The following is a 16108-nucleotide window of genomic DNA, read 5'->3' as shown; positions in this document are numbered from 1 at the left end:
AGGCCGGTGCTTAAGTCTCCGCGCGCGTACAAGAAGTGGAAATCCCGCTAGCTTCGACGCCTATAATTTACCGTAGTGAAGGCCTTCAAGCCCTAGCGCCGGCCTCACAGACACCCGCTCCGGAACCCTCACTTCATGCTCGGCTTCGCCAAAAAGTTCTTCGGCTCTTCCAACGAACGCAAAGTCAAGGCGATGTCCGCCAAGGTGGCGAAGATCAACGCCCTGGAGCCGGAATACGCCGCGCTGTCGGACGAGGCCCTGAAGGCCAAGACCGACGAGTTCAAGGCCCGCCTGGCCAAGGGCGAAACCCTCGAGGACCTGCTGCCGGAAGCGTTCGCCGTGGTCCGCGAGGCCGGCAAGCGCGTGCTGGGCATGCGCCACTTCGACGTCCAGATGGTCGGCGGCATGGTCCTGCACGGCGGCGGCATCTCGGAAATGCGCACCGGCGAGGGCAAGACCCTGGTCGCCACCCTGCCCACCTACCTCAACGCGCTGGAAGGCAAGGGCGTCCACGTCATCACCGTGAACGACTACCTGGCCAAGCGCGACGCCGAGTGGATGGGCCAGATCCACAACTTCCTGGGCCTGTCGTACGGCGTGATCGTCAACGGCTTGAGCCAAGGCGAGCGCCAGCGCGCCTATCGCAGCGACATCACCTACGGCACCAACAACGAATTCGGCTTCGACTACCTGCGCGACAACCTCGTCTACAGCGTCGAGGAGATGGTCCAGCGCGGCCACCACTACGTCATCGTCGACGAAGTGGACTCGATCCTGATCGACGAGGCCCGCACCCCGCTGATCATCTCGGGCCCGACCGAGGACCGCAGCGAGTTCTACAAGATCATCGACGTCCTGGTGAAGGATCTCATCAAGGACAAGACCAACTACGATCACGACGAGAAGCAGAAGCAGGTCATCCTCACCGAGGAAGGCCAGGAGCGCATCGAAGAGATCCTGATGGCGGGCGGCCACCTGGCCGAGGACACCGCCGGCCTCTACGACGCCGCCAACATCTCGGTCGTGCACCACGTCAACCAGGCCCTGCGCGCCAACGTGCTGTACACGTTCGACAAGGACTACATCGTCAAGGACGGCGAGGTGATCCTGATCGACGAGTTCACCGGCCGCATGATGACCGGCCGCCGGCTGTCGGAAGGCCTGCACCAGGCCATCGAGGCCAAGGAAGGCGCCAACATCCAGCCCGAGAACCAGACCCTGGCCTCGGTGACCATCCAGAACTACTTCCGCCTCTACAAGAAGCTGGCCGGCATGACCGGCACGGCCGCGACCGAGGCCCAGGAATTCGACGACATCTACAAGATGGGCGTCAGCGAAATCCCGACCAACCGTCCGGTCCTGCGCATCGACGACGACGACGAGGTCTATCGCACCGAGCGCGAGAAGAACGACTCGATCCTCAAGCAGATCACCGACTGCCACGCGCGCGGCCAGCCGATCCTGGTCGGCACCGTGTCGATCGAGAAGTCGGAAGAGCTGTCCAAGCTGCTGTCGACCTATGACTGGGAATGGGAAGGCAAGAAGCACAAGGGCATTCCGCACCAGGTGCTGAACGCGCGCTTCCACGAGCAGGAAGCCGGCATCGTCGCCGACGCGGGCGTGCCCGGCGCGGTGACCATCGCCACCAACATGGCCGGCCGCGGCACCGACATCCAGCTGGGCGGCAACATGGACATGCGCCTGGCCAACTGGCGCCAGCAGCAGAAGGGCCTGGGCATCACCCCGACCCACGAGGACGAGCTGGCCCAGCGCGCCGAACTGGAAGTCGAGATCTCGGCCGCCAAGGCCCAGGCCCTCGCGGCCGGCGGCCTGTTCGTGCTGGGCACCGAGCGCCACGAAAGCCGCCGCATCGACAACCAGCTGCGCGGCCGTACGGGCCGTCAGGGCGACCCAGGCCGTTCGAAGTTCTTCCTGTCGTGCGAGGACGACCTGCTGCGCATCTTCGCCGGCGAGCGCCTGGACGCGATCATGCGCACCTTCGGCGTCCAGGAAGGCGAGGCGATCACCCACAAGTGGCTGAACAACGCCATCGCCACCGCCCAGAAGCGCGTCGAGCAGCGCAACTACGAGATCCGCAAGAACCTCCTGAAGTACGACGACGTCGTCAACGACCAGCGCAAGGCCGTGTTCGAGCAGCGCCAGGAGTTCATGGAGGCGACCGACCTCTCGGAGATCATCACCGAGATGCGCCATGACGTGGTCGACGACTTTGTCGCCCGCTACATGCCGCCCAAGGCCTATGCCGAGCAGTGGGACATCGAGGGCCTGGACGAGCGCGTCCAGGCGATCCTGGGCCTGACCCTGCCGCTGAAGGAATGGGCCGCCGAGGAAGGCATCGGCGACGAGGAGATGCGCGAACGCATCACCAAGGCCGCCGACGCCTACGCCGCCGAGCGCGAAGTGATCATCACCCCCGAGCAGATGCGCTCGGTGGAAAAGAACTTCCTGCTGCAGATGATCGATCTGCAGTGGCGCGAGCACCTGATGCACCTGGACCACCTGCGCAACGTCATCGGCCTGCGCGGCTACGGCCAGCGCGACCCGCTGAACGAGTACAAGACCGAGGCCTTCTCGCTGTTCGAGAAGCTGCTGGGCGACCTGCGCACCAACACCACCCGCTGGCTGATGACGGTCGAGATCGCCTATGCCGAGCCCGAGCCGCTGCATTCGCCGGAAGGCCTGGTCGAGGTGCACCTGGACCCGCTCAGCGGCGAGAACGTCGCGGTGGCCGGGGCCCTTCCGGAGGGCCTGTCGCCCGAGCAGCGCGAGGCCCTCCCGGTCTCGGTCCTGCCGGAAGGCTGGGAATTCACCGCCCGCAACGGCGCCTGCCCCTGCGGGTCGGGCAAGAAGTTCAAGCACTGCCACGGGGCGCTGGTTTAAGCCCCGAGCGCTTGGTGATCTGGAAACGCCCGCCCTGGGAAACCGGGGCGGGCGTTTTCTTTTTGCGGCGTCCCGGCCGAGCTCTCACCCCCCCGCGATCAGCCCCTTGGCCGGGTCCGTCTCGTGCACCGCCAGCAGGTTCATGCCCGCCTCGAACACCGCGTAGCCGTGCTCGGTCAGGAAGGCGCGCAGGGCGGCCTCGTCGGCCTTGATCCGCTCGATCAGCATCTGCGGCCTGCAGGCCGCGATCGTGGCCCGGGCGCCCAGCAGGGCGTCCATCTCCATGCCCTCGATGTCGATCTTGATGAAGTCCAGGCGCGTCAGGCCCAGGTCGTCGATCGCCATCAGCCGGGTGGGCTGGGCCGCCGCGTAGTCGATCGTCTGGCCGATGAACTCGGTGGTCGCCGTCTGGCGAATCTCCAGGCTGCCGAAGCTGGAGGGCGTGAAATAGTCGGGGGCGGGCACGGCGATGATCCCGGCCTCCTGGCCGATCGCCGCCCAGATGGCCCGGGCGTTGAAGCAGTTGTTGAGCGTGATGTTACCGGCCAGGGCGTAGAACATCCGCTCCTGGGCCTCGAAGGCCACGACCTCGCCCCAGCCATGCATCAGCTGCGCCCACTCGATCGTGTGCACGCCGATATTGGCCCCGCAATCAAGCGCCATGACCCCGTCGCCGAAGTGGCTGCGCCGCATCTCCAGCAGTTGCAGCACGACATTGACCTCTTCCGGATCGAAGGCCGAGGTCTCCAGCAGTTGGTGGCCCACGCCGTAGCCGCCGCCGTCCGCCAGACGATGATAGTCGTGCCGGTTGACCAGCATCGTCCCATGGATGGTCGAGGTCAGCACGAAGGCCGTGGGGCGGGAATTGAACTTGCGCATGACGACCTCGACGAATTTGCCCGTCCAGCAGGCCGCCAAGGCGCTGTTTGGGTCAAGCCGCTGGCCCTGATCACAGCTGGACGCCCAAACGAAAACGCCCGCCCCGGTCTCCCGCGGCGGGCGTTTCTGATGGGATCGAGCGGCTGCGGGGCCTTAGTCGATCGGGTTCCAGCGTTCCGACGGGGCGGCCGCGCGCTTGGGGCCGCGGAAGTCGCCGCCGCCCGAACGGGCCTGGCCCTGGGCGGCTTGACCCTGACCCTGGCCGCCGCCGTTGCGGCCACGGTTGTCGGTGCGACCTTGGCCGCCCGGCTTGCCCTGGCCCTGACCTTGAGCCTTCTGGCCCTGGCCGCCGCCCTTGGCCGGACGGTTGCGCTGGCGGCGCAGTTCCGAGGGGACGTTGTTGCGCGGGTCGGCGCGGCGCGGATCGACGTACTTCTCCGGCGGAGCCAGCTTGTCGGCCACGGCCGCGGCGGCCGCCAGGTTCTTGTCGTTGCGACGGTCGAAGGTCGGGATCGTCTGGCGGGTGGCCTTCTGGATGTCTTTCAGCAGCGGACGCTCGTCATCGGCGCAGAAGCTGATGGCCACGCCGTCCTTGCCCTTGCGGGCGGTGCGGCCGATCCGGTGGACATAGGCCTCCGGCACGTTGGGCAGCTCGTAGTTGAACACGTGGCTGATGTCGTTGACGTCGATGCCGCGCGCGGCGATGTCGGTGGCGATCAGGGCCTTGACCTCGCCGGCCTTGAACGAGGCCAGGGCCCGTTCGCGCTGGCCCTGGGTCTTGTCGCCGTGGATGGCGGCGGACTCGATGCCGCTGGCGGTCAGGTACTTGGCCACGCGGTCGGCGCCGCGCTTGGTGCGGGTGAAGACGATGGCGCGCTCGACGGCCTTGTCGGCCAGCAGTTCGGCCAGCAGGGGACGCTTGCGCTGGGCTTCGATGAAGATCAGCGACTGGTCGATGCGCTCGACCGTGGTGGCTTGCGGGGTGACCGACACCTGGGCCGGGTTCTTCAGCAGCTCGCCGGCCAGCTTGCCGATCTCGCTGGGCATGGTGGCCGAGAAGAACAGGTTCTGGCGTTCCTTGGGCAATTGGCTGGCGATCTTGCGGATCGGCACCACGAAGCCCAGGTCCAGCATCTGGTCGGCTTCGTCGAGGACGAAGATCTCGACGCCGTTCAGGTGGGCGGACTTTTCGCCCAGGTGGTCCATCAGGCGGCCCGGGGTGGCCACGACCACGTCGACGCCGGCCGCCAGGGCCTTCATCTGCGGGCCGTACTTCACGCCGCCGAAGATGGTGGCGACGGTCAAGCCCATGTGGGCGCCGTAGGCCTTGAAGTTGTCGGCGATCTGGGTGGCCAGCTCGCGGGTCGGGGACAGGACCAGGCAGCGGAAGCCGCGGCGCGGGGCCGGCTTACGGTCCTCGGCCAGGCGGTGCAGGATCGGCAGGGCGAAGGCGGCGGTCTTGCCGGTGCCGGTCTGGGCGATGCCCAGCAGGTCGCGGCCCGACAGCACGGTCGGGATGGCTTGCGCCTGGATCGGGGTGGGCGTGGTGTAGCCCTTGTCGGTCAGCGCCTTCAGCAGGGGTTTGGCGAGGCCGAGATCGGTGAATTGAGTCAAGTCAGATGCTTTCGTGCAGCCACGAGACGGCGCATGCGATCCTCGCACGGCTCGCCTGGCGGCGGGTCGGTGGGGAGCGCCCCGCGTGACACGGGCGGTCTGATGAGAAGCTTTCAGGGCGCTCGACAGGCTGGACCAGGAAGGTCCCTCACGCGGCTGGAGCACCGATAACGCCAGATGGCGTAGCCGCTATGTCGTTTATTGCAGGTGCGAAGTCAAGGGCTGTGCTTGGAAAGTCCTTTTGTCGCAAGGCTTCGGAGACCCGCACCGGGATGCGGGTCTCCGAATTCAGGGTCAGAACTTCCAGTTCAGGCCGACCAGCAGCGCCTGTCGTCCGCCGTCGCCGAACTCGCCGGCATAGGTCGCCGACAGGGTCATGCCGGGGGTGACGTCGTAGCCCGCGCCGGCGCCGACGGTGGCCAGGGTCCCGCTGCGGTCCAGCCCGACGGCGCCGATCGGCGTCGGGAAGCCGGTCAGGCCGGCGGACGCTGCGGTGTCGCCGCCGCCGGCCGTCGAGCGGAAGCCCAGCGAGGCGTAGGGATGCAGGCGCGCGCCGGCCGTCTGGCCGCCCAGCACCTCCACCTGGCCGTCGACGAACCAGGCCGAGGACTTGTCGCCCTGGACGCTGAGGGCGAAGGCCCCGCCGCCGCGTTCGACCAGGCCGTCGCGCGTGGCGCCGACATAGCTGGCGCCCAGGCGCGGCTGCACGGCCCAGTCGCCGTTCAGTCGCGCGCGGTACGACAGGTTGACGTCGGCGATCCAGCTCTTGAGCTTGTAGTCGCCGTTCGCGGTCGTCCCGCCGGGGGCGGCGCGGCGCGTATCGGCGTCGGCGCCGTCGTGGGCCGCCATGGCGCCCAGCTGGAAGCCGCCGATCCGGACTTGCCCCTGGGCGCCGATCACGAAGCTGTCGGTGCTGGTGCGGACGTCCAGGTCGCTGATGCGCTGGCGGCCGTTCAGGTAGCCGACGAAGACCCCGGCCCAGGCCGACTCGACGCCGTAGCCGACGCCGGCCAGGCCGCCGGTAGTGTCGATCTTGCCCTCCGCCACGCCGACGGCGGCGTCGCCGTCCAGGGTGCGGCGGCTGGCTATCCCTTGGCCGAAGCCGAACAGGCCGGGCGTCTGGGGCGCGAAGCGGGCCTGGTTGCGCGAGGCGTCGACGATCGACAGGCCTTCCTCGATCGCCAGCTGGGTCGCCGACGCATAGGCCTGGGGCGTGACCCGGGCCAGGGCGCGCGGATCGCTCCTGCTGGTGGTCGGGTCGACCAGGGCCGGCAGGGCGGCGATCAGCGAGGCGCTGACGGTGTTGTCGACCAGGGCGGTGTTGAACTGGCCGATCAGGGTCGAGACCTGCGACGAGAACGTCGTGTCGGTGGTGAACAGGCCCAGGGCCTGCAGGCGGTTGGTCGACTGCTCGATGTGCAGGTTCAGCCCCTGCGCGCCGTCGATGGTCGAGAACGAACCGACGATGCCGCCGCCGGCGGTGATCAGGTCGATGCGGCGGCCGGGCGTCAGGGCCGAGGCGCCGGTCAGCTTCAGGGTGGCGCCCTGGGCGATCGTCACCGTGCCCGACACCACCAGCTGGTCGCTGACGGTCGGGGTGAACTCGAACAGCGAGGTCGAGCCCGCGGCCAGGGCGACATTGCCCGTCACCGTCATCGTGCCCGGCGAAGCGCCGGGGCTGAGCGTGCCGGCCACGGTGATGTCGCCGGTCACCGATCCGGCCGAGCCGAAGGTCGCGCCCTGCGCCACGGTGATGGTCGACGCGGTCAGTTGCGAGCCGGCCAGGCCGATCAGGCGGCCGTTGTTGACCGCTATGCTGTCGAAGCCGTAGCCGCCGGACACGCTGATCACGCCCGACTGGACGCTCAGGACCTCGAAGCCGTTGAACGGCGTGGCGCCCAGCGCGATCGGCGCGGCGTCCGTGCCGCCCAGGGCCAGTTCGAGACGATCCTGGCCCGCCCCGCCCTGGGCCGAACCGGTGAAGGTCCCGCCGGTGGTCAGGCGCAGGACGTCGTCGCCGGCGCCCAGGTCGACCGCGCCGGTGAAGGCCCCGGCCACGGTCATGGTGTTGGCCGCGCCGTCCAGCGTCAGGTCGCCCGCCTCCAGGCTGGCGCCGGCGGCCAGGGTGAGGTCCTTGTTGTTGGTGACCAGGTGATCGAACTTGGCCGCGCCGCCCGTGAAGTTCAGCGCGCCCGTGCCGGTGACCTGCAGGGTCTCGAACTGCTGGAGCTGGTCGCCGCGCAGCGACAGGTCGGACGTCAGGTCGATCACGACCTTGTCGTCCCCTCTACCGCCCAACACCGTGCCGAGCAGTTGGCCGCCGGCCGCCAGCGAGAACACGTCGTCGCCGCCGCCCAGGCGCACCGTGCCCGCCAGCACGCCGCCGGACAGGATCGACAGCGTTCTGGCGGCGTCGCCGTCGAAGGTCACGGTTTCGCCGGCCGCGCCTAAGACGCCGGATACGGCCATCTGGCCGCTCTCCAGGAAAATCGTCTCGAAGCCGCTCAGCGAACCGGAGACGGTCATGGGGACCGTGGCGAAGCGCACGGTGTCGTTGCCCGCGCCGCCCTTGTAGACGCCGGCGAGCTGGTCGAAATCGATCTGCAGGAAATCGCCGCCGCCGCCCAGGTCGACCTGGGCGACGTCGGCGTCGAGCCGCACGGCCTGGTCGTCGTCCCCGGCGGACACGCTGCCGACGGTGTAGCCGTCGGAGGTCAGGTGGAGGGTGTGCTCGCCGGCCAGCCGGATGGAATCCCAGTTCTGGTCGAGCGTCAGGGTCAGGTTCCCCGACCCGGTCACGCCCAGGTTTTCGAAGCCTGTGCGATTACGCAGGGCGAGGCGGTTGCTGGTGAGCTCGAGGATGTAGGTGTCGTTGCCCGCGCCGCCGTCGATCGAGCCGGCGACGGTCGAGGTGTCGAGTTCGGTGAAGCTGTCGTCACCGGCGCCCAGGTTGACGGACCCGCCGATCGCGCCGCGATTGACGACCGTGTCGACGCCGTCGCCCAGCGAGACGCCGCCCGAGATCGAGCCTTCGACCGTGAGGTGCTCGGACCCCGCGCCGCCGCTGAAGGTGACGCCGCCGGTGGTGGTCACGGTGTCGCCGGCCAGCACGATCGCCGAACTGTCCTCCAGGACGATCGGGCCCGTTCCGAAGTCGCCGGCATAGCTGATGCTGCCGCCGCCGATCTGCTTGAAGCTTTCGAAATTGACGAACTGGGAGCCCGTGACCTTGCCGCCGCCGGTGGAGTCGACGACCAGGGTGTCCAGGCCGTAGCCGCCGTCCACAGTGCCCGTCATCTTGCCGCCCACCCACTGGACGAAGGTGTCGTTGCCGTCGCCCAGGTTCACCGCGCCGGTGATCGCGCCGTAGTTCTCGAGCCGGTCGTCGCCGTACGACAGGTTGATCGCGCCGACGATGGAGCCGTCGTTGCGGACCGTGTCGGCGTAACCGCCGGTGCTGATCGCCAGCGCCGTGTCGCTGATGATCTGGCCGGTGGCCGTGTTGGTGATCGTCGAGGCGGCGGAGGTGTATTGGATGATCGCGTTGCCGGCCGTGCTGTGGATCACGCCGCTGTTGGTGACGCTCGGCGAGGTGTCGGTCGGCGTATAGTAGTTGTAGTAATACAGCATGACCGCATCGCCAGCGGTGTTGATGACGCCGCTGTTCTCGACGACCTGGGCGTTGTTCACACCCAGCGAGGTCTGCCCCGTCTCCGACTGGACGATGCTGCCGGTGTTGACGATCTTGAGGGCGCCGCTGATCGCGACGGCGCCGTCCAGGACGATCGTGCCGGAGTTGGTCACCACGGTTCCGCCCGTGATCCCCGCCGTCGCGGGCGAGGTGAACGGACGGCCCACGACGGTCATCGCGCCGGCGTTCTCGAACGACGACTTGTCCCCCAGCGCGACGCCGACGCCCGAATAGTTGGTGCTCTTGAACGAGAGCGCGCCGCGGCTGACGATCGAGACCTCGCCCAGATCGCTGTACGACCCGTCGAACGGCGTGGTGACCACGACGCCGTAGCTGTCGGTGAGGTTCATGTCGGCCGACAGGTCGACCTTGCCCTTGCCCGCCAGCATCAGCATCGTGGTCAGGGTCTGGTCGGACGTCAGGGTCAGTTTGGCGTCGTTGCCGAGCTCGTAGACGGTCCGTTCGAAGTTCAGGGCGGAGGCCGCCTTGGTGGTGGTGTCGGCGGCCACCCGCAGGATCAGGCGGTCGACGCCGTCGCCGCCGTCGACCGTGCCGGTGATGTTCTTGAACTTGCCGTCGGCGTAGTTGTCGACGCTGGTGACGAACACGTCCTCGCCGCTGCCCATCAGCAGGCCGCCGTTCAGGACGCCGCCCTTGTCGATGAACACGTCGGCCGAGGAATAGCCGGCGGTGAAGTCGACGTCGCCGTTAAGCGTGCCGGCGTTGATGGCGCGGGCGTTGTAGCCGCTGGACAGGGACCCCTTGGAACCGGTGACGACGCCGCCGGCCAGGTTCTCGAACGTGGCGCTGCTGATCTGCACGCCGAAGCCGTTGGTCGCCTTGATGGTCCCGCTGTTGGAGAGCGCGCCGTACACGGTCGCCCCGTACGTGCCGCCTTCGATCGCGCCGGTGTTGCTCCCCGTCATGCCGTAGTTGCCGAGCGCCAGGCCGACGCCGGCGGTCGAGCGGATCGTGCCGCTGTTGACGAAGTTGGCCGAGCCGACGTTGGCCGCCGTGCCGTCGGCGACGATCGTGCCGCTGTTGGTGAAGGTCCCGCCGGGCGTCGACCACAGGAAGTTCGCCAGAACCGCGCCGCCGCGCGTCGCGGTGATCGCGCCGGTGTTGACGAACTCCTTCAGGTTCTGCAGGGCCAGCGCGTAGTCGGACGGCTGGACCGCCCCGCCGGGCGGCGAGAAGGTCGAGGCGATCTCGCCGGTGTTCTTGAAGCCGAGCGAGACGTTGTAGTCGTAGGGCGGGCCCACCGTCGTGACGAACGCCGCGCCGTTGCTCGTCACCTTGCCGGTGGTGACGAACCGGCCCGCGCCGCCGATCAGAAGGCCGTCGACCGCGTCGCCGTTGAGCGTCAGCGTCGCGTTGGCGCCGATCATCGTGCCCAGCTTCTGGAAGTTGGTCGGCAGCGCGACCTGGGCGAGCGAGTCGAGCGTCGCGTCCTGGGCGAAGTCGAAGCGCAGGGTGTTCGTGCCGCCGCCGCCGTTGATGGCGCCGGAAATCCCCGCGATCTGGCCCGTGGCGGCGTCCCAGCGCGCGATCAGGGTGTCGTCGGCCGAGCCGAACTGCACGGCGCCGTTGATGGTCCCCTGGCTGTTGTCCAGCAGGGTGGCGGAGCTCTGGGTGAGGATCCCGCCGTTGATCGTCCCGGCGTTGACGATCGTGCCGCCCGCGGCGCGGATGGCGGTCGGGACGACGCTCTGGATGACGCCGCCGACGTGGTTGGTCAGGGTCAGGACGCCGGTCGTCTCGATCGCGGCCGAGGTCCCGTCGTTGCGGATCATGCCGCTGTTGGTGATCGGAACGAAGCCCGTGGGCAGGAGGATCGTGGCGTTGTAGCCGCTCGCGGACATCGTGCCGGTGTTGGTCACCGACTGGGGGTACACCGCGAAGCTGCTGTAGCCGTTGTAGGTGAAGCTGTAGGCCGACTTCCAGCCGCCATCGATGATGCCGGCGTTGTTCAGGACCCCGACCGCGGCGGTGATGGCGCCGTAAGCGCCCATGATGACGCCGCCGGCGCGGTTGGTGACCGATTGGAAGCCCGCGAGTTGCACGTCGTTCGCGTCCAGGGCCCCGGAAAACCAGGTCGAGACGATCATGCCGCTGTTGTCGACCGTGCCGATGACGGGGGCCCAGCCCGCGTTGTTCGTGCCGTAGAGCCACACGCCCCGGCCGCCTTCGACCCTGCCGGTCTTCCCCACCGTCACGTCCAGCCGGGTGGCCGGAAAACTGTTGTTGGCGCCCACGCTGACGGCCCGAACGGCGGTGTCGTATGGGCCGCCGGAGAGCAAGCCGTCGACATTGAGCGTCACCGTCGTGCCGGCGACTGCGCCGGCCTGCGAGGTGACGACCAGGGCGTAGTTTTCGCTGTTGGGCTTCTGCAGGACCGCGCCGGCCTCGACGTTGATCGCGCCGCTGGTGGATACGGTGATCATGTCGGCGGTGGTCCCGGAACAGACCATGGGCGTCGTCGGCGTGGGGGCGACCGGTAGACAGTCCGCATAGGCGGCGCCGCCCATCCCCATCGTCAGCGCCAAGACACTGCAACCCAACAGACGCGTGCGCTTGGCGCGCGCGAATACACTCGACTTAACCACAGAAAACGCCCCCCGAAATACTACCTGGGGGGGGTCTAGCTTTGCCGCATTACTCCGTCGAGTTTCATTTCGGAGAACTAGGGCGTTTCGAAGAACCGCTCCACTTGCGCGGCCCAGCCGTAGGTGGCGCTGCCCAGCTGGTCGCGGTCGTAGGCCGGGGCCTCCTTGAAGCGGTCCTTGGTCAGGTCGGCGACATAGACCTCGTCCTTGTCGTCCCAGGTCAGCAGGCGCCAGGGCAGGGGGCGGAACTTGCCGCCGGCCGCGAACAGGCCCGCCGGTTCGACGGCCACGTAGCGGGAGATGCCGGCGTCGCGATCGATGAACACCTCGCGGATCACGCCCAGCTTGTGGCCGCCGGCGTCATTGATCTTCACGCCGATCAGGGCGGCGCTCTTCACCAGGCGATCTTCGACGCTCATCGGGGTCTCCTTCGGGTTGTTCCGGGGAACAAACGCGGCCACGGCGAAGATCGATCCATTGGTCAGACCTTGGTCGGGATGGTCAGGCCACTCGCCTTGCGAATGATAGTGGGCCCGTCTATGCCTGTTACCGCTACCGTCGCGGCCGGGCCGTCACAGGCGGAGCTGGGGAGAAACGCATGAGCGGCAAGATCCGGGCCCTGCGCTGGTGGATGATCGGTCTGGTGATGCTGGGCGCGGTGCTCAACTACCTGACCCGCAGCACCCTGGGCGTCGCGGCCCCGACTGTGCTGGCCGACCTGCACATCGGCCCCCAGGAATATTCCTGGATCACCGGCGCGTTCCAGCTGGGCGTCATGCTGCAGCCCCTGTGCGGCTACGTGCTGGACTCGATCGGGCTGAAGCTGGGCTTCGCCCTGTTCGCCACGGCCTGGTCGCTGATCACCATGGCTCACGGCCTGGCCGGCAACTGGCAGATGCTGCTGGGCATGCGCGGCGCCCTGGGCGTGGCCGAGGGATGCGCCCAGCCGGCCGGAATGAAGGCGGTGTCGACCTGGTTCCCGGCCAAGGAGCGAGGCTTCGCCGGCGGGTTCTTCAACATCGGCGCCTCCATGGGGGCCGTGCTCGCGCCGCCGCTGGTGGCCTGGTCGATCCTGCTCTGGAACTGGCGAGCCGCCTTCCTCGTGGCCGGCGGCCTGGGCCTGCTGTGGGTGGTGCTCTGGCTCTTCGCCTACCAGTCGCCCGACAAGCACAAGGCGTTGTCGGACGCCGAGCGCGACCTGATCGCCTCCGGCCAGGAGACTCACCTGGAGGACGGCGGGGCCAAGCCGTCGATGGCCAAGCTGCTGACCCAGCGCAACTTCTGGGGCATCGCCCTGCCCAGGTTCCTGGCCGACCCGACGTGGGGCACGCTGTCGTTCTGGGTGCCGCTGTACTTGACCACCGTGCGCCATTTCGACCTGGCCCAGATCGCGATGTTCGCCTGGCTGCCGTTCGTGGCCGCCGACATAGGCTGCCTGTTCGGCCCGGCCGTGGTGCTGTTCCTGCAGAAGCGCCGCGTCAGCCTGATCAACGCCCGTCGCTGGGCCTTCACCCTGGGGGCGGTGTTGATGACCGGCATGATGTTCGTGGGTCGTGTCGAAAGCCCCTACCTGGCCATCGCCCTGCTGTGCCTGGGCGGATTCGCCCACCAGACCCTGTCGGTGACGGTGATCACCATGTCGTCGGACCTGTTTCGCAAGAGCGAGGTGGCGACGGTGGCCGGCATGGCCGGGTTCTTCGGCAATCTGGGCGTGCTGATCTTCTCGCTGCTGATCGGGGGCCTGGTGGCCACGGTCGGCTACGATCCGTTCTTCGTCGCCCTGGGCGTGCTGGACCTGGCCGGCGCCGCCCTGCTGTGGACCCTGGTCCGCGACCCCGCCAACACGCCGCCGGCCGCCAAGCCCGTCACCGTTCCCGCCCTGTAGAGCCTTCATGCCGCAAGACCTGATCCACAACCCGATCCTGCGGGGCTTCAATCCCGACCCGTCGATCATCCGCGTCGGCGAGGACTATTACGTCGCCACCTCGACCTTCGAGTGGTTCCCGGGCGTGCAGATCCACCACTCGCGCGACCTGGTGAACTGGCGGCTGCTGAGCCGGCCCCTGACCCGTCCCAGCCAGCTGAACATGCTGGGCGCGCCTGACAGCTGCGGGGTCTGGGCCCCGTGCCTGACCCACGCCGACGGCAAGTTCTGGCTGATCTTCACTGACGTGAAGCGCTATGGCCGCACCACGGTGGGCGGGGCGTCGGGCGCGTCCCTGCGCGACTTCCACAACTACCTGGTCACGGCCGACGACATCGAGGGGCCGTGGTCGGACCCGGTGTTCCTCAACAGCAGCGGCTTCGACCCCTCGCTGTTCCATGACGACGATGGCCGCAAGTGGCTGCTGAACCAGCTGTGGGACCACCGGCCTGGCCGCAACCGCTTCGCCGGCATCGTGGCCCAGGAGTACGACGCCTTCGCCGCCAAGCTGGTCGGGGAGCGGAAGCTGATCTTCCCCGGCACGCCCCTGGGCCTGACCGAGGCGCCGCATCTCTACAAGCGCGATGGCTGGTACCACCTGATCACCGCCGAGGGCGGCACGGGCTTCGGCCACGCCGTGACCATGGCCCGCTCGCGGACCCTGGAAGGGCCCTACGAAGTCCACCCCGACGGACCGGTGCTGACCTCGCGCGACCGGCCGCACGTGGCGCTGCAGCGGGCCGGCCACGCCGATCTGGTCGAGACGCCGGACGGGACGACCTGGATGGCCTATCTGTGCGGCCGTCCGCTGCCCAACCGCGGCCGCTGCGTGCTGGGCCGCGAGACGGCGATCCAGCCGATGACCTGGGGCGACGACGGCTGGCTGCGCACCCGCGACGGGTCCGGCGATCCGGAACTGACCCCGCCGTCGCCGGGCCTGGCGCCGCATCCGTTCCCGGCGTCGCCGGACTGGACCGACTTCGACGGCCCCGACCTGCCGCTGGACTTCCAGTGGCTGCGCTCGCCGTTCCCCGAAGACCTGTTCAGCCTGACCGCGCGCCCCGGCTGGCTGCGCCTGCATGGCCGCGAGACCATGGGCAGCCAGTACCGCCAGGCCCTGGTCGCCCGCCGCCAGCAGGCGATGTGCTACAGCGCCCGCACGGTGCTGGACTTCGCGCCCGAGCATTACCAGCAGGCCGCCGGGCTGGTCTGCTATTACGGGGCCAACAAGTTCCACTACCTGTTCGTGTCGCGGGACGAGGAGAACGGCCGCCACGTCCAGGCGATGTCGGCCCTGCCCGACAGCCCCCAGGCCGACGCCTTCACCGCGCCTATCCCGCTGCCCGACGACGGCCTGGTCCACCTGCGGGTCGAGGTCGATTTCGAGCGTCTGCGCTTCGCCTTCAGCCTGGACGGCGAGGCCTGGACCTGGCTGCCGCAGGTGTTCGACGCCTCGATCCTGTCGGACGAGGCCACCAGCCCGGGCGCGCCCAACTTCACCGGCGCCTTCGTCGGCATGGCCTGCCAGGACCTGTCGGGCATGGCCCTGCCGGCCGATTTCGACGGGTTCGGCTATGTCGAGCGGGAGTATCGGGCGAGCGTGGGGTGACGCCTAAGAATCCCTCTCTCATAGAGAGAGGGAGGGGCCTGCCGCCGCAGGCGGTGGGAGGGTGAGAGGTTTCACCGTCAACCAGCAAATCCCGGGCGGTCGGGCCTCTAACAACGGTCCAAATTCCACCGGCGATCCGACCGACCGCATGGCCCTGTCTTCGTCGGAGCTCGGTTCTGAGAGATTGTAACCTCTCACCCTCCCACCGCTACGCGGCGGGCCCCTCCCTCTCTCTAAGAGAGAGGGATTCAAGGTTGCCAATCCGCTCGCCGCATCCGACTAACGCCCTCATGACCAAGCCCACCGTCCTCGTCGCCGCCGCCGCCCTGATCGATGTCGACGGCCGCGTGCTGATCTGCCAGCGCCCCCAGGGCAAGCAACTGGCCGGTCTGTGGGAGTTTCCCGGCGGCAAGGTCGAGCCCGGCGAGACGCCCGAACAGTGCCTGATCCGCGAGCTGGACGAGGAGCTGGGCATCAAGGTCGCCCAGGCCTGCCTAGCCCCGTTCGTTTTTGCCTCGCACAGTTACGAGTCCTTTCACCTACTCATGCCACTGTACCTGCTGCGGCGCTGGGAAGGACTGGTGACCGCCAAGGAGCACGAGGCGCTGAAATGGGTGAAGCCGGACCAGTTGGCGGACTATCCGATGCCGCCGGCCGACCTGCCGTTGATCGCCTGGCTGCGCGATCTGCTCTGAGCCGCTTTTGGCGCGACGAGCGCGGCGCCACGGCCGTCGAGCTCGGCTTCATGGTCGCCATGATCGCCCTGGCCCTGGTCGGCATCCTGGGCGCCTTGCAGGGCAATATCTCGATCTCGTTCGGCAAGATCGCCTCGGCGATGGACAAGGCCAACTCCGAGAACCCCTAGGGCTGAAGCGCCCTGGCCG

The 16108-nt window shown here is 68.3% G+C and carries 9 protein-coding genes; 5 read left to right on the top strand and 4 right to left on the bottom strand.

Translation table 11 applies throughout. The features are described from left to right. The first annotated feature begins 135 nt into the window (after nucleotides 1-135). Nucleotides 136-2901 carry a preprotein translocase subunit SecA gene (gene secA / locus AC1DMQ_RS05675; protein ID WP_477032576.1) on the top strand — a complete coding sequence of 922 codons (2766 nt, stop codon included), beginning with the start codon at nucleotides 136-138 and terminating at the stop codon, nucleotides 2899-2901. Between the two features lie 84 nt (nucleotides 2902-2985). On the opposite strand, the gene AC1DMQ_RS05670 is transcribed toward secA, so the two are convergent. From AC1DMQ_RS05670 to AC1DMQ_RS05655, 4 genes are all read right to left on the bottom strand, one after another. Next, nucleotides 2986-3780 (bottom strand): FkbM family methyltransferase, encoded by a 795-nt coding sequence (locus AC1DMQ_RS05670; protein WP_477032575.1) that lies wholly within the window; start codon nucleotides 3778-3780, stop codon nucleotides 2986-2988. A 153-nt stretch (nucleotides 3781-3933) separates the two neighbouring features. Then, complete coding sequence (locus AC1DMQ_RS05665; protein WP_477032574.1) at nucleotides 3934-5394, bottom strand: DEAD/DEAH box helicase; 1461 nt, start codon at nucleotides 5392-5394, stop codon at nucleotides 3934-3936. Between the two features lie 294 nt (nucleotides 5395-5688). Then, on the bottom strand, nucleotides 5689-11529 hold the full coding sequence (locus tag AC1DMQ_RS05660; RefSeq protein WP_477032573.1) for a hypothetical protein: 5841 nt from the start codon (nucleotides 11527-11529) through the stop codon (nucleotides 5689-5691). 239 nt (nucleotides 11530-11768) lie between these two features. Next, nucleotides 11769-12110, bottom strand: coding sequence for a PRC-barrel domain-containing protein (locus AC1DMQ_RS05655; protein WP_477032572.1), 342 nt, complete (start codon nucleotides 12108-12110; stop codon nucleotides 11769-11771). Nucleotides 12111-12289: 179 nt separating this feature from the next. Here AC1DMQ_RS05655 and AC1DMQ_RS05650 point away from each other — a divergent pair, with 179 nt between their 5' ends. From AC1DMQ_RS05650 to AC1DMQ_RS05635, 4 genes are all read left to right on the top strand, one after another. After that, the gene (locus AC1DMQ_RS05650) at nucleotides 12290-13576 is read left to right on the top strand and encodes an MFS transporter (protein WP_477032571.1); all 1287 of its coding nucleotides are present in this window, start codon (nucleotides 12290-12292) and stop codon (nucleotides 13574-13576) included. A 7-nt stretch (nucleotides 13577-13583) separates the two neighbouring features. Further along, a complete protein-coding gene (locus tag AC1DMQ_RS05645) occupies nucleotides 13584-15224 on the top strand; it encodes a glycoside hydrolase family 43 protein (protein ID WP_477032570.1) in 1641 nt (546 codons plus the stop codon). Between the two features lie 290 nt (nucleotides 15225-15514). Then, on the top strand, nucleotides 15515-15919 hold the full coding sequence (gene mutT / locus AC1DMQ_RS05640) for an 8-oxo-dGTP diphosphatase MutT (protein WP_477032569.1): 405 nt from the start codon (nucleotides 15515-15517) through the stop codon (nucleotides 15917-15919). Beyond that, nucleotides 15835-16089, top strand: a complete 255-nt coding sequence (locus AC1DMQ_RS05635; RefSeq protein ID WP_477032568.1) for a Flp family type IVb pilin — start codon at nucleotides 15835-15837, stop codon at nucleotides 16087-16089. The genes mutT and AC1DMQ_RS05635 overlap by 85 nt, the downstream gene beginning before the upstream one ends. The last annotated feature ends 19 nt before the right edge of the window (nucleotides 16090-16108 follow it).

The sequence above is a fragment of the Caulobacter sp. 05L422 genome (assembly GCF_056397765.1).
Note: the sequence above shows the minus strand (reverse complement) of the source record. Positions and strands in the feature narration are given on the sequence as shown.

What these genes read in the sequence shown, in the direction of transcription:
- AC1DMQ_RS05655 (WP_477032572.1), bottom strand. Translation starts at nt 12,110, where the DNA reads ATGAGCGTCGAAGATCGCCTGGTGAAGAGCGCCGCCCTGATCGGCGTG.
- mutT (WP_477032569.1), top strand. Translation starts at nt 15,515, where the DNA reads ATGACCAAGCCCACCGTCCTCGTCGCCGCCGCCGCCCTGATCGATGTC.
- AC1DMQ_RS05635 (WP_477032568.1), top strand. Translation starts at nt 15,835, where the DNA reads ATGGGTGAAGCCGGACCAGTTGGCGGACTATCCGATGCCGCCGGCCGA.
- AC1DMQ_RS05660 (WP_477032573.1), bottom strand. Translation starts at nt 11,529, where the DNA reads ATGATCACCGTATCCACCAGCGGCGCGATCAACGTCGAGGCCGGCGCG.
- secA (WP_477032576.1), top strand. Translation starts at nt 136, where the DNA reads ATGCTCGGCTTCGCCAAAAAGTTCTTCGGCTCTTCCAACGAACGCAAA.
- AC1DMQ_RS05650 (WP_477032571.1), top strand. Translation starts at nt 12,290, where the DNA reads ATGAGCGGCAAGATCCGGGCCCTGCGCTGGTGGATGATCGGTCTGGTG.
- AC1DMQ_RS05670 (WP_477032575.1), bottom strand. Translation starts at nt 3,780, where the DNA reads ATGCGCAAGTTCAATTCCCGCCCCACGGCCTTCGTGCTGACCTCGACC.
- AC1DMQ_RS05645 (WP_477032570.1), top strand. Translation starts at nt 13,584, where the DNA reads ATGCCGCAAGACCTGATCCACAACCCGATCCTGCGGGGCTTCAATCCC.